This is a genomic window from Nitrospira sp., from assembly GCA_024760545.1.
GTDB lineage: Bacteria > Nitrospirota > Nitrospiria > Nitrospirales > Nitrospiraceae > Nitrospira_D.
The window spans coordinates 3,590,384-3,603,498 of sequence record CP060501.1; the positions used below are offsets into that span (position 1 = coordinate 3,590,384).

Here is a 13,115-nt window from a genome sequence, read left to right on the forward strand (position 1 = left end):
ATGCCTGTCCCGCGCGTTAGAACGGGGGCGTTTGCCGCCGGTATCGCTGCATTGATAGTTGGATTGCTTATCTTCCATCTTCCTACCGAAGTTGCGAAATCTTTTCTCTCGTTATTTCCTCAACCAATAGCGACAACGTTTGAGATGGAACACCTCATGTCGGCGGCACGGGAAAATGCCACCGCCCTCTCACCTCAGGCTATCGATGAACCGTCGTGGAAGCCCTTGGTGACTCGGGTCTTTAGCATGGCGTTGATCGGACTGCCCATTTGGTACCTTTTACAACGTCGTGAACGCGAAGAGGAACTCCAGCGACGCGATGAAGGCTGGGCGGCGCGCCTGCACGCGCGCAGTGAAGAGCTTATGGCCGTCAACAACGCGCTCGTCAGCGAGGTGTCGAAGCGAATTGATACCGAGCAATCGCTCGAAGCCAACCGGCGGGACCTTCACGTGCTTGCCTCGCAGCTTCTTCGCCTACAGGAGGACGAGCGACGGCGAATTTCGCGCGATCTGCATGACGACATCAATCAACGGTTGGCCCTCTTATCGATCGACATCGAAATGTTGGAACAGCAGCTCTCGCACGCTTCCGACGGTACCGTCAGAACGGTGCACGCCATTCAGACCCGCATTGTCGAACTTTCTGAAGATGTTCGCCGTCTCGCGTACCAGTTTCACCCATCCATCCTTGATGACCTTGGTTTATCCATTGCGCTCCGCCGCCTCGTCGATGATTTTCAGGCCCGTACTGGTCTCAGTGCCCGGTTTGTCTGCAAAGACATACCGAAACATTTGGCGCAAGACGTCGTCACCTGTTTGTACCGCTTGGCGCAAGAAGGCTTGACGAACATTTCCCGCCATGCCAGGGCAAAGAATGTTCGGGTTGAGCTGTGTCGATTACGAGACGGTCTTCAGCTTCTAGTGAGTGATGATGGAGTGGGATTTGACGTGAATCGTGACGACGGTCGGCGAGGAAGTCTCGGTCTATTGAGTATGAGGGAACGCGTTTCCTTGGTTGCCGGAACCTTCGATATCCAATCGGCTCCTGGAGAGGGAACACGTGTCTGTGCTTGGGTGCCGTTGAAACAGGAGCGTGCATGAGCAAGCCTCGTGTCCTCTTGGCGGATGATCATGCATTGGTGCTGGAAGGATTCAAAAAGCTGCTGGAAGAGCATTGTCAGGTCGTGGGCGCCGTAGAAGACGGCCGGTCTCTGCTGGATGCGGCGAAACGGTTGCGGCCGGATATCGTGGTGATGGATATTTCGATGCCGCAACTGAATGGTCTCGATGCGGCGCGCCGCTTGCGAAAAATAGTTCCCCAGGCTCGATTGATTTTTGTGACTGTCCATGCCGATCCGGACTACGTCAATCAAGCCTTCAAGGCCGGCGCATCAGCCTACCTGCTGAAACGGTCGGCCGGGTCCGAGCTGTCACAGGCGATAGATGCGGTGAAGAAGGGCAATTATTACGTCACTTCTTTGATTGCAAAGGATCTTGTTCAATCCGCAATCTCTGAAACGGAGCCGGATAGTGGCAGTCAGGATCGCTTGCCGGCGCGCCAGCGGGAAATCTTACAGCTAGTGGCCGAAGGGCTGACGCTGAAAGAAATCGCTTCAACGCTCGGTCTATCTCCAAAGACGGTCGAATATCACAAGGCAAAGCTGATGGAGCAGCTTCGCCTCCATACGACGGCTGAACTGACAAAGTACGCGCTGGCCCACGGTCTCACCCCTTCATCCGAATAGCTTGAAGCTCGTTTTGATTTTTCCCCAAATTCCTGCCCATGGAATTTCCTCTCGTACTTTAGGCAAGTACCTAATGGCACATGAAACGGTGCCCTGCTAAATATTAAACGTACCCGCCGTTCTTTCAACGAAAGGAGCAGAGTTCGTGGCGGCTTATGGAGGCAGAGACCCGGGGCAGTGGATGGTGTCGATACCCAGAGTCGGGATCTCTTCCTATCGGTATACCCATCTAAAAGTTCAAATTTGCACATTCGTACTAAACAAGGAGGTCTAGACATGGCATCACCTCAGGCGACTGCTGACAAAGGGTATGACATTTCACAGTGGTATGACTCGAAGCCGGTGAAGTTGGGCTGGCTGGCGATTCTGGGGATCGGGGTGTTTTGGGTGCTGTATCAACGGGCGTTCGGGTACTCGCACGGGTTAGACTCCATGACCCCCGAGTTCGATTCGGTGTGGATGGGGCTGTGGCGGTTTAACATCTTAGCGAACGCGGTGTTCTTTGCGACGACGATCGGGTGGATCTGGGTGACGCGGGATCGGAACCTGGCGAACCTGGACCACAAGCTGGAGCTGAAGCGGTACTTTTACTGGATGGGCTGGCTCGTCTGCTACATCTGGGGGGTGTACTACGCGGGCAGCTACACGTTAGAGCAAGATGCGGCGTGGCACCAAGTGATCATCCGGGACACGAGCTTCACGGCGAGCCACATTGTGGCGTTCTACGGGACGTTCCCGTTGTACATCACGTGCGGCGTGGCGAGCTACCTGTATGCGCAGACGCGGTTACCGCTGTACGCCCAGGCGACGTCGTTCCCGCTGGTGGCGGCGGTGGTGGGGCCGATGTTCATCCTGCCGAACGTGGGGTTGAACGAGTGGGGGCATGCGTTCTGGTTCGTCGATGAATTGTTCTCGGCCCCGTTGCACTGGGGCTTTGTGACGTTGGGGTGGTGCGGGTTGTTCGGCGCGGCAGGCGGCGTGGCGGCGCAGATCGTGAGCCGGATGTCGAATCTGGCGGACGTGATCTGGAACAACGCGCCGAAGAGCATCCTGGATCCGTTCCCCAGCCAGGTGGGCCCCGGGCACAAGACCGTGTACTGACAAGACTGGTCCTGAGGAGTGACGGTCAATTAGATGGACGTCCAAAACGTAGCTTGTGCTGGAACGGCAGACCGGGTAGGCCGGATCCGCCGCTCCAGCCGGCTGGAATGACGGAGGATGTCAGTTATGTTTAGAACCGATGAGATTATTAAGGCCTCGAAGTTGCCGCCGGAAGGCGTGGCGATGTCCAGGCACATCGATTACATTTATTTCATTCCGATCTTGTTTGTGACCATCGTGGGCACGTTCCACATGCACTTCGACCTGCTGGCGGGCGACTGGGATTTCTGGATTGATTGGAAGGATCGGCAGTGGTGGCCGATCGTGACGCCCGTCACGGCGATTACCTTTTGTGCGGCTCTCCAATATTACAATTGGGTGAACTATCGCCAGCCCTTTGGGGCGACGATCACCATCCTGGCGCTGCTGGCCGGGAAGTGGGTGACGATCGTGGCCGCCTGGTGGTGGTGGTCGAACTATCCGTATAACTTCGTCATGCCGTCCACTCTGCTGCCGAGCGCGCTGGTGCTGGACATCGTCTTGTTGTTGACCCGGAACTGGACGTTGACGGCGGTGATCGGCGCGTGGCTGTTTGCCGCGTTGTTCTATCCGACCAACTGGGCCATCTTCGCCTATAGCCATACGCCGCTCGTCATCGACGGCACCTTGCTGTCGTGGGCGGACTACATGGGCTTTGCGTATGTTCGGACCGGGACGCCGGAGTACATTCGGATGATCGAAGTGGGCTCGCTACGCACGTTCGGCGGGCACAGCACCATGATCTCCTCGTTCTTCGCGGCGTTCGCGTCGTCGTTGATGTACATCCTGTGGTGGCAGTTCGGGAAGTTCTTCTGCACATCCTACTTCTACCTGACGGATGACCGGCAGCGGACGACCAAAGTGTACGATGTGTTCGCGTACGCCACGTTGGCGAACCAGGACAAGGCCAAAGTCGGAGGGAAAGCATGAACGCCAAACACGCCTTTAAACGGTGATAAGAGCTTCACAGAGCTAGGCTATCTGCTCAGACAGATCTATTGTGAGAGGCTACTCGTGAAAAGCAAAGCACAAACTGTACTGTTTTGGATGGTGGTAGGCCTGTCCATGGTATTTCTTCTCAACCTATGGAACATGCCGACGCGCGTGTCAGAGGAAGAGATTATTTTTAGCGATTTCATGGCGAAGCTCGACCAGGGCGACATCGAGAAGGTCATCATCAAGGGACATCATATCAGCGGCGTATTAAAAGATAGTTCCCGGCTCCGAACCTACGCGGCGGACTATCCCGATCTCGTCCAGGTGCTGCGAGAGAAGCACGTTCAGATCGAGGTCAAACCACTCGATGAAAGCCCGTGGTACGTCCAATTTCTGATGACCTGGGGACCGTTCGTGCTCTTTCTGGGCCTGTTGTTGTTCTTCATGCGCCGGATGCAGGTTGGGAAGGAAGCTCTGTCCCTCGGGAAAAGCAAAGCCCGCATGCAGACGGATGCGCGGAAAAAGGTGACGTTTTCCGATGTGGCGGGAATTGATGAAGCGAAAGAAGAAGTACAGGAAACGGTTGAATTTCTGAAAGATCCTCGAAGATTCCAGAAACTCGGCGGACGCATTCCTAAGGGTGTGTTGGTCGTAGGCCCGCCGGGAACCGGGAAAACATTGTTGGCTAAAGCGATTGCCGGTGAGGCGGGAGTCCCCTTCTTCAGCATCAGCGGTTCGGATTTTGTGGAAATGTTCGTGGGGGTCGGGGCCTCTCGCGTTCGGGACATGTTCGAACAAGCGAAAAAGCATGCCCCCTGTATCATTTTTATCGACGAGATCGACGCCGTCGGGCGGTCACGGGGGGCAGGGCTTGGCGGCGGAAACGATGAACGTGAGCAGACGCTCAATCAGTTGCTGGTCGAAATGGACGGATTTGATACGACGGAGGGTGTCATCCTGGTCGCAGCCACCAATCGGCCGGATGTGCTCGACCCGGCCTTACTGAGGACGGGTCGGTTCGACAGGCAAGTAGTGGTGAATCAACCTGACCTCCGAGGCCGTGCGCAGATCCTGAACGTGCATACGAAGAAAGTGCCGGTTGCAGCTGATGTAGAACTGGAGAAGATCGCTCGAGGAACTCCCGGTTTCTCAGGCGCCGACTTGGAAAACTTGGTCAACGAGGCTGCGCTTTGGGCTGCTCGTCAGAACAAGAACGAAGTCGGGGCCGCAGACTTCGAAATGGCGAAAGACAAGATCATGATGGGCGCAGAGCGTAAGAGCATGATACTTACGGACGAGGAAAAACGAGTCACCGCCTATCACGAGGCGGGCCATGCTTTGATGGCCAAACTTCTGCCGGGCACCGATCCAGTTCACAAAGTGTCCATCATTCCAAGAGGCCGCGCACTAGGTGTGACCATGCAGTTGCCAACCGACGATCGCCACAATTACTCAAAAGAGTTTTTGCACAATAGGCTGGCGATTCTCATGGGTGGTCGAGTCGCGGAAGAACTGGTATTCAAGCACGTCACAACCGGAGCCGGCAACGATCTGGAGCGTGCAACCGAGCTCGCGCGCAAGATGGTCTGCGAATGGGGCATGAGCGAAAAGCTGGGGCCGCTGACGTTCGGGCAGAAAGAGGAATCGATGTTTCTGGGACGCTCCTTTGGGGGCAGGCGTGATGTCAGCAGTGAAATGGCGCTGGAAATCGATCTGGAGATCAAGCGTCTTGTCACAGAAAGCTACGAGCGGGCCAAGCAAGTCCTCACCGAACAGATGGTGAGCTTGAAGGCGCTGGCGGCAGCACTCTTGGAAAAAGAGTCGCTGGATGGGCCGGAAATCGACCGGATTATTCTACAGTCTTCTCCAGTCGCTTCTGCCTAATGCGGTTGTGATGCGCATACCGGCTCGCTTTCCTGGAATGCGAGCCGGTATCGGCAGCTCACTCTTCCTGAATCACGAGTAACAGCTTTCCGGCGGAAACATGCTCTCGCTCCTGGCAATATAGCTGTTGCACAGTCCCATTCACCGGAGATTGGACCGTGAGCTCCATTTTCATCGATTCAAGAATAACTACCGGGCTTCCCGCAGTGACGCGCTGTCCGCTCGCCACGAGCAATTTCCACACAGTACCCGTTACGTGCGCAGTGATGGCGTGGGCCCCTTCGGGAAGATCTATCTCAGCTGATGGTTCTGCCGGGCCGGATTCGGTGTCACTGATGTACTCCGCCTGACCACTGCTCCTCCAGCGCTCGCGCTCGGCTTCAAATGCAGCTTGCTGCTTGGTTTTGAACGCGCTGATCGAGGCGGCATTCTGTTGCAGGAACGTATTGTACTGTTTCAGGCTGAAGGTCGTTTCTTCTACCTTCAACTTAAGTCGTCCAGCTGTGAAATCCTTGCGCAGTTCCAGCAGTTCGCTCCCGCTCACGGGATAGAAGCGAATCTGATCGAAAAAGCGCAGCAGCCAAGGGTTGCCCTGCTTGAAGTCGCCGGTTTGACGATAGCGATTCCACATTTGTACGGTGCGTCCGACGAACTGATATCCGCCGGGGCCTTCCATGCCGTAGATGCACAGGTACGCGCCACCTATTCCCACCGCGTTCTCCGGAGTCCAGGTGCGTGCCGGGTTATATTTCGTGGTCACAAGGCGGTGGCGGGGATCCAGCGGAGTCGCGACCGGCGCACCCAGATACACGTCCCCCAATCCCAATACCAGATAGCTCGCCTCAAATACGATTCGATGCACCTCCTCAATGCTACCGAGACCATTGATGCGACGGATAAACTCGATATTACTTGGACACCACGGCGCATCGTTGCGCACGGACTGCATATATTTATCGATGGCGACCTGTGTCGCCGCATCGTCCCATGAAAGCGGAAGATGCACGATGCGCGTCGGCACTTCCATTTCATCGATAGCGGGGAGGCTCTTCTCTGCATCCACCAGGATGTCGAGCAGCCTGGCACGCGGCAACACTTGGGGCTGAAAATGAATCTGCAGGGACCGGATACCGGGCGTCAGGTCCACGATTCCTTTCAGATGATCCCGGTCGATTGTTTGCTGGAGCCATTCCATCAGGGCGTGCGCATGAAAGCGAAGATTGAGGTCGAGTATCGGCGGCCCATACTCGATCAACAGATTTTCGTCGCCCGCCTGGCGATACACGACCTGCATGTGCCGAGGGCCTTCAGGAATGTGATGCAAAATAGACTGGTCCAGCAGGTCGGCTTTCGATGGCTCCGGCACGATTGTGGGAGGTCGAAGGTCTTGGATGATTAGGTCCTGTGCGTGCTCAAGCGCCAATGCGTGTTCTGCTGAAATCCGGCAGAAGCGTACGCGATCACCCGGTTTGAGCTGACCTATCTTCCAGAGATCGGCGCGGACGATCGAGGCGGGGCAGACAAAACCGCCGAGACTGGGACCATCAGGTCCCAATATCACCGGCATATCGCCGGTGAAAATCACTGCGCCAAGGGCATAGGCATTGTCGTGGATATTGGACGGGTGCAGACCTGCTTCGCCTCCGTCGTGGCGCGACCATTCAGGCTTTGGGCCGATCAGGCGTACGCCGGTACGGCTGGAGTTGTGGTGGATTGCCCACTCGGTCTCAAAAAACATGCGGATATCGTCATCAGAGAAAAACTCCGGCGCTCCGTGTGGGCCGTACAGCACGCGGATTTGCCAGTTATCGGTATAGTTCGGAATCAATTCCTGCGGCACAGTGTGGGGGATGTGGTCGTGCATTGCCGCAATGTGCAGTAGGTCGCCACTGCGCAGAACGCGTCCGGCATGTCCGCCGAACTGGCCGAGGGTGAAGGTGGCCTTACTGCCAAGGTAGGCGGGTACTTGAAAGCCGCCTTGCACGGCCAGATAGGCCCGGCAGCCATGGCTGCCGATTCGCCCGAACTGCAGCAATGCCCCTGCCTTGACCACATGCGATTGCCATTGCGCCAATGGTTTGCCGTCCAGATGCATCTCGATCGATGCGCCGGTTGCGGCAATGACGCTGTCGCAGTTGAAACGAAGGGTCGGGCCGATAACAGTGATCTCGAGTCCGGCCTCATCCTGTCGGTTGTTGACCAGGCGATTGGCCAGACGGAATGCCAGATCATCCATCGGGCCTGACGGCGGCACGCCGACTTGCCAATACCCCAGACGTCCTGGATAGTCCTGCACCGTCGTCTGCATTCCAGGGGTGAGCACCTCGATGGTCTCTGCGTGGTATCCAAATCCTTTGAGCACACCCGTCGTGTACCGACCGCTACGGAACGCTGCACCGTGTAGGACTTGCTTGAGATAATTCAAATTCGTTTCAATGCCGTGCAGGGCGGTCTTATGGAGGGCTGCCGTCAGGCTTGCAATGGCTTGTTCACGCTCCGGCTCACGGATAATAATCTTGGCCAGCATCGGGTCATAGTATGGAGAGACTTCGACACCACGCTCCACCCAGGTCTCGACACGTGCTTCCGATGGAAAGTCTGCGGCCGTGAGTGTGCCGCAGGACGGTTGAAAATCTTTCGCCGGACTCTCGGCGTACACCCGTGCTTGAATGGCGACTCCTCGCGGTTGGATGTTGAGTGAATGCAGCGGTGGGAGATTCCCGGCAGCCTGCCGTACCATCCATTCCACCAGATCAATGCCGGTCACTTCTTCGGTCACACCGTGCTCGACCTGCAGACGCGTGTTGACCTCGAGGAAATAGAACTCGCCACTGGAGGCATCGACAATGTATTCCACCGTGCCGGCCGACTGATAATTGACCGCTTTCCCCAAGCGCGCGGCCGCATCCAGCAGGGCCTGACGCACGGACGGAGTCAGATTAGGAGCGGGGGTCTCTTCTATGACCTTCTGGTTGCGCCGTTGGACTGAGCAGTCACGTTCGCCCAGCGCGATCACCCCGCCCTTCCCGTCGCCGAAAATCTGAACCTCAATGTGGCGGGCATTTTCGACGTATTTTTCGAGAAACAAGCCGGCATCCTTAAAGTTGTTCTGTGCCAGGTATTTCACCGACTCGTACGCCTCGTTCAGTTCCTCTTTGTTCCGGCACAGACGCATGCCGATCCCGCCGCCGCCGGCTGTGCTTTTCAGCATGACGGGATAACCGATCTTTGCCGCCTCGAATACGGCGTGGTCGATGCTATCCAGCAGACCGGTCCCCGGAAGCAGCGGAACTTGATTCTGCATAGCCAGGGCGCGCGCCGTGTGTTTGAGACCGAAGGCGCGCATCTGCTCCGGGCTGGGGCCGATGAAGGAAATGCCTTGGGCCGCGCACTGCTCGGCGAAATGTGCCTGCTCGCTGAGAAAGCCATAGCCGGGATGAATGGCCTGTGCGCCGGTTCGTCTGGCAACATCCAAAATCTTGTCGGCGCGGAGATAACTGTCCGCTGCGACTCCGCTGCCGATCCAATGGGCTTCATCAGCCTCTACCACGTGCCGAGACAAGAGATCGGCGTCTGTATACACAGCCACGCTTTCCACCCCGATACGGCGCAGCGTACGGATGATACGGCAAGCAATGGTGCCGCGGTTGGCAATCAGTACCTTCTCAAACATGCGCAATCCCTTTTTCTGCCGGCTCCCATACCAACAAGCGAATCGGCGTGGGATTGAAGGCATTACAGGGGTTGTTGAGCTGCGGGCAATTCGAGATCATCACGACGACGTCCATTTCAGCGCGCATTTCGACATACTTGCCGGGCGCCGATACCCCGTCGACAAATTCAAGCCCGCCGGCGTCCGTCACCGGAACGTTCATAAAAAAGTTGATATTGCTGGGGAGATCGCGTTTGGTTAGGCCGAGTTGTTCACAAAGCGGATCGTGCGCCAAGGAATGGAGAAAACTATCTCGGCAGCTATGCATCGCATACTTGTCCAGTGCATAGCGAACTCTGTTGCTTTCCGACGCGCAGGCCCCGCCCAGCGTATCATGACGCCCGCACGTGTCGGCGACGATCGTGAGCATGACGTTGCCGAAATTGGAATAGAGGTTGGTGCCAGTAGTCAAATACAGGCTTCTTTGCCGGCTGATCGTGTCGGTGGCGCTATAGCGTTCCGGTGTATGAGCCGGGTTGAAGAACAGGGTATCGACCGCCTGGTTTCCTTCCAGATCGACAATGCGAAACGTCGCTCCTTTTTTTACCAGCTTGACCCACGGTTCGCCTGCGGGGCAGATCTCATCGACGACGGCATGCTCTGGATCAAGCCGGCTTTCGATCAGGTTGTGCACGCTCATTCGACACCTCCCTTACAGGCATACAATCGTTGAGTGTGTTGGAGACCTCGCATATTCTCAGCCAAACCCATACATTCTGCGGTGGATCCAGCCGGTGTAGGGAACAGGGCTAAGCGGACTGCACCTGGACGGTAGACTTTGGATGGGTCGAGCGGGTGCGGGGCGGCGGACAGCACAACCAGCGTATCCATTTCGAAGCTCAGATCGACGGAGTCGCCGGGTCTTTTGTTGTCGGCCTGAAAGGACAATTCGCCGGATGCGTTGGCCGTGATCTTACTGAAAAAATTAATGTTAGAGACGACATCCCGCATCCCTAAACCCCATTTGCCTAGCTCGATGAGCATCCCGTCCAGCCCGCTCCGATACATCTGATTCCGATGCTCCTGATATCGGGCGACACCGTATTGCTTCTCTATCAGCTCGGCATCACTCAATCCGCATGTAGTGTCATGCCAACCGGTCGTGTCTGCGGTAATGAAACAGAAAATGCGCCCCATATCGGAATAGCAGGCATGTCCTTGGGTCAATCGGAAGGTATGTTGACACTTCAACGTATCCGCCATGTTGTACCGTTCCAATTTCTCTTCGTGGTTGAACAGCAGCACTGCGGCGTTGGCTCTGCCTTCGACATCTTCCAGCCGCAGGGTCGTGCCACGGCGCACAATGCCGGACCAATGACAACCTCCGGGGACGTTTTCTTCCCAGAGCAAGGAATGAGCGTAATTCATGTGTAACTCCTCCATAACGTAAGGCGATTGATTAATTCTTGCGGAGACTGTTGGTCAGCACGTACAGCGTCGTCACTCCCAAGATGCCGCCGAGGACCAGCGGGACGGCCCAGAGTTGCCACCAAGGCGCATCGGGCGAGGTTGCATAGGGGCGGGGCCAGGCGATATTGATGAATTCGAATACTGACCAGAGGAAGGCGATCGTATTGATGAGCAATCCCCAGGCGCCTAGCTTCAGCTGCCCTAACGAGGGGTCCCAACGGCCTGTAAGACGGGTGAAGAGTCCAACGCCCGTGGTCATTGCGAACATCGCGTACAACCCGCCCGTGCCGAACGCCAGTACCGTGGCGACCGCTTCGTCGTTGAGTCCGAAGAGCAATCCGAGCGTGGCGAGGAGAACCGTGAACATCACCGCGTTATGCGGGGCTCCGGCAGCGGTGACCCGACTCAGGACGGCCGGCATACTCCCCTCGCGTGCCATGGAAAACACAATACGGGATGTGTATTGCACCATAGATGACCCGCAAGCCAGAAACGCGATCATGACAATTGTCAGGAAAGGGGTTTCTGCCCAGGCTCCGAAGTTGTCGACGATCACGGGGGTGACGGGGTCTGACGCGGCGCTCGTGTGGACCAACGTGTCACGGTTGAAGCTGAGGGTGAGCGCGGCAGAGTTGAAGAGCACCACGCTTCCCACCATACAAAGGGACAAGAAGATCGCGCGCGGTACCATCCGCTTGGGATCATGAGTTTCTTCGGCAATGGTTGAGCAGGCATCGAAGCCGATGAACGCCCATCCGGAAATGGCGAGCGCCGCCAGAAACGCAGCCGTCTGGCTGGGGGCGGTTCCCGTCCCGAGATGCGCGAACAGTTCGGAGAATTCATGTTGCCGGAAAAAGAGAAACAGCAGCAGCGCGACACCGAACGAGCCGACGATTTCCGCATAGACACCCAAGGAAATAAGGAACTTAAATATTGAGACGTGGACCATGTTGAGGATGGTGCAAACCAGCATGAACACCGCGCCCCATATCACGAGGCTGACTCCCGTTCCACCTCCTGATCCGAAAAAAATCGCCAGCCAGACGCCGCCGGTGTAGGCGGTGGTGGTGAGCATCGCGATTGTGGAGCTGACATAGATGGCTCCGGCATATGTCCCCGTCGTGGAGCCTCCGAGCTGCCTCGCCCATTTGTACGCTCCACCCGCGATCGGAATCTGAGAGGACAGCTCCGCATACACGGTCGCCACCAGCAGCTGCATCACTAGACAGAGCGCCAGCGCTGAAAACCAACCACCTCCGGTCACCACCGTCTGCACGCCGATGATGGCGTACAATCCTGCAACCGGCGAAACGGTTGCGAATCCGATGGTGAGGCTGTTCCAGAGGCTGAGGCTGCGGTTGAGTGTCTCGGGAGCACTCGGAGCGGTAGCGGGAAACAGCATATCCGGATTGTCTTTAATCGACATGACAGACCTCTCTGCTTGGCAGCAGGCCTGCGTGATCCGGTACGGAAAGAACTATGGAGTGGAGATGCATAACGAAGCCTCCTTGCCGAGCGGGTTAAGATCCGAGAAGGCCATGTACCGCAGTACATGATCTCCCGGGCTTTTATCCCTCCGTGGAGCCTCGTTATGCGAGACCGGAAACTCTCGGACCAGACGCTCCCAGTAAAGGCAGCCGGAACCCTAGTTTCCCCTTCGATATGTTTCTTTTACGGTCTTACAGCAGTAAAGTCAAGACAATGTATACACAGCCGTCAACAGTCCTTCTGTCGAGGTGTATGACCGGTGTTGTTGCCCGGTGCCCTGGACCGTAGACTTTGAAAAAATTCCTGCAAGAGTGCCTGGCTTTTCTCCTCGAGCAAGCCACCCTCGACGTCGACTTGATGGTTGAACCGGTGTTCGCCGGGGATGTCAATAATCGATCCGCACGCGCCCGCCTTGGGATCTCGGGCGCCAAATACAAGGCGTGCAATGCGGGATTGTACGATGGCTCCGGCACACATCGGGCAGGGCTCCAACGTCACATAGAGTGTTGTGTCAATGAGCCGCCAGCTCCGCAACTTCTCCGCGGCCTTTCGGATCACGAGCATCTCCGCATGAGCCGTGGGGTCCTGCGAAACCTCTCGGTAGTTGTGGGCAACGGCGAGCACGCCGTCTTTGTAGACGAGGACGGCGCCGATTGGCACTTCTCCGATCAGCGGGGCAAGTCTAGCCTGCTGAAGGGCCAGTTCCATGTAGGAGGAATCAAGATCGTCTTGCTGCATCGAAGACAATGCCGCTAAGCCTAAGGTTGCGACGCATGCTAGCATGGGAACCGGAGACAGGG

At 56.7% G+C, this 13,115-nt stretch carries 10 protein-coding genes; 5 read left to right on the top strand and 5 right to left on the bottom strand.

Going from position 1 to position 13,115, the window contains the following annotated elements; all coding sequences use genetic code 11:
- From H8K03_17025 to H8K03_17045, 5 genes are all read left to right on the top strand, one after another.
- The gene (locus H8K03_17025; protein ID UVT19476.1) at window positions 1-1,101 is read left to right on the top strand and encodes a sensor histidine kinase; all 1,101 of its coding nucleotides are present in this window, start codon (window positions 1-3) and stop codon (window positions 1,099-1,101) included.
- Window positions 1,098-1,745 carry a response regulator transcription factor gene (locus H8K03_17030; protein UVT19477.1) on the top strand — a complete coding sequence of 216 codons (648 nt, stop codon included), beginning with the start codon at window positions 1,098-1,100 and terminating at the stop codon, window positions 1,743-1,745. Before H8K03_17025 ends, H8K03_17030 begins: the two co-directional genes overlap by 4 nt.
- A gap of 276 nt (window positions 1,746-2,021) precedes the next feature.
- The gene (locus H8K03_17035) at window positions 2,022-2,846 is read left to right on the top strand and encodes a methane monooxygenase/ammonia monooxygenase subunit C (GenBank protein UVT19478.1); all 825 of its coding nucleotides are present in this window, start codon (window positions 2,022-2,024) and stop codon (window positions 2,844-2,846) included.
- 126 nt (window positions 2,847-2,972) lie between these two features.
- Window positions 2,973-3,815, top strand: coding sequence for a methane monooxygenase/ammonia monooxygenase subunit A (locus H8K03_17040; GenBank protein ID UVT19479.1), 843 nt, complete (start codon window positions 2,973-2,975; stop codon window positions 3,813-3,815).
- A gap of 117 nt (window positions 3,816-3,932) precedes the next feature.
- Window positions 3,933-5,705 carry an ATP-dependent metallopeptidase FtsH/Yme1/Tma family protein gene (locus H8K03_17045; GenBank protein UVT22527.1) on the top strand — a complete coding sequence of 591 codons (1,773 nt, stop codon included), beginning with the start codon at window positions 3,933-3,935 and terminating at the stop codon, window positions 5,703-5,705.
- A gap of 58 nt (window positions 5,706-5,763) precedes the next feature.
- Here H8K03_17045 and uca read toward each other — a convergent pair whose 3' ends face one another.
- The 5 genes from uca to H8K03_17070 all read right to left on the bottom strand — a co-directional run bounded on the left by uca (window position 5,764) and on the right by H8K03_17070 (window position 13,053).
- A complete protein-coding gene (gene uca / locus H8K03_17050; GenBank protein UVT19480.1) occupies window positions 5,764-9,378 on the bottom strand; it encodes an urea carboxylase in 3,615 nt (1,204 codons plus the stop codon).
- A complete protein-coding gene (locus H8K03_17055) occupies window positions 9,371-10,057 on the bottom strand; it encodes an urea carboxylase-associated family protein (protein UVT19481.1) in 687 nt (228 codons plus the stop codon). Before H8K03_17055 ends, uca begins: the two co-directional genes overlap by 8 nt.
- Window positions 10,054-10,785, bottom strand: coding sequence for an urea carboxylase-associated family protein (locus tag H8K03_17060; protein UVT19482.1), 732 nt, complete (start codon window positions 10,783-10,785; stop codon window positions 10,054-10,056). Before H8K03_17060 ends, H8K03_17055 begins: the two co-directional genes overlap by 4 nt.
- A 31-nt stretch (window positions 10,786-10,816) precedes the next feature.
- Window positions 10,817-12,253 carry an amino acid permease gene (locus tag H8K03_17065; GenBank protein UVT19483.1) on the bottom strand — a complete coding sequence of 479 codons (1,437 nt, stop codon included), beginning with the start codon at window positions 12,251-12,253 and terminating at the stop codon, window positions 10,817-10,819.
- Window positions 12,254-12,543: 290 nt separating this feature from the next.
- A complete protein-coding gene (locus H8K03_17070; GenBank protein UVT19484.1) occupies window positions 12,544-13,053 on the bottom strand; it encodes a nucleoside deaminase in 510 nt (169 codons plus the stop codon).
- Window positions 13,054-13,115 lie beyond the last annotated feature (62 nt).

Excerpts from the sequence above, each read along its gene's own strand:
- uca (UVT19480.1), bottom strand. The coding sequence starts at position 9,378 with ATGTTTGAGAAGGTACTGATTGCCAACCGCGGCACCATTGCTTGCCGT.
- H8K03_17065 (UVT19483.1), bottom strand. The coding sequence starts at position 12,253 with ATGTCGATTAAAGACAATCCGGATATGCTGTTTCCCGCTACCGCTCCG.
- H8K03_17035 (UVT19478.1), top strand. The coding sequence starts at position 2,022 with ATGGCATCACCTCAGGCGACTGCTGACAAAGGGTATGACATTTCACAG.
- H8K03_17055 (UVT19481.1), bottom strand. The coding sequence starts at position 10,057 with ATGAGCGTGCACAACCTGATCGAAAGCCGGCTTGATCCAGAGCATGCC.
- H8K03_17060 (UVT19482.1), bottom strand. The coding sequence starts at position 10,785 with ATGAATTACGCTCATTCCTTGCTCTGGGAAGAAAACGTCCCCGGAGGT.
- H8K03_17070 (UVT19484.1), bottom strand. The coding sequence starts at position 13,053 with ATGCAGCAAGACGATCTTGATTCCTCCTACATGGAACTGGCCCTTCAG.
- H8K03_17045 (UVT22527.1), top strand. The coding sequence starts at position 3,933 with ATGGTGGTAGGCCTGTCCATGGTATTTCTTCTCAACCTATGGAACATG.
- H8K03_17030 (UVT19477.1), top strand. The coding sequence starts at position 1,098 with ATGAGCAAGCCTCGTGTCCTCTTGGCGGATGATCATGCATTGGTGCTG.
- H8K03_17040 (UVT19479.1), top strand. The coding sequence starts at position 2,973 with ATGTTTAGAACCGATGAGATTATTAAGGCCTCGAAGTTGCCGCCGGAA.
- H8K03_17025 (UVT19476.1), top strand. The coding sequence starts at position 1 with ATGCCTGTCCCGCGCGTTAGAACGGGGGCGTTTGCCGCCGGTATCGCT.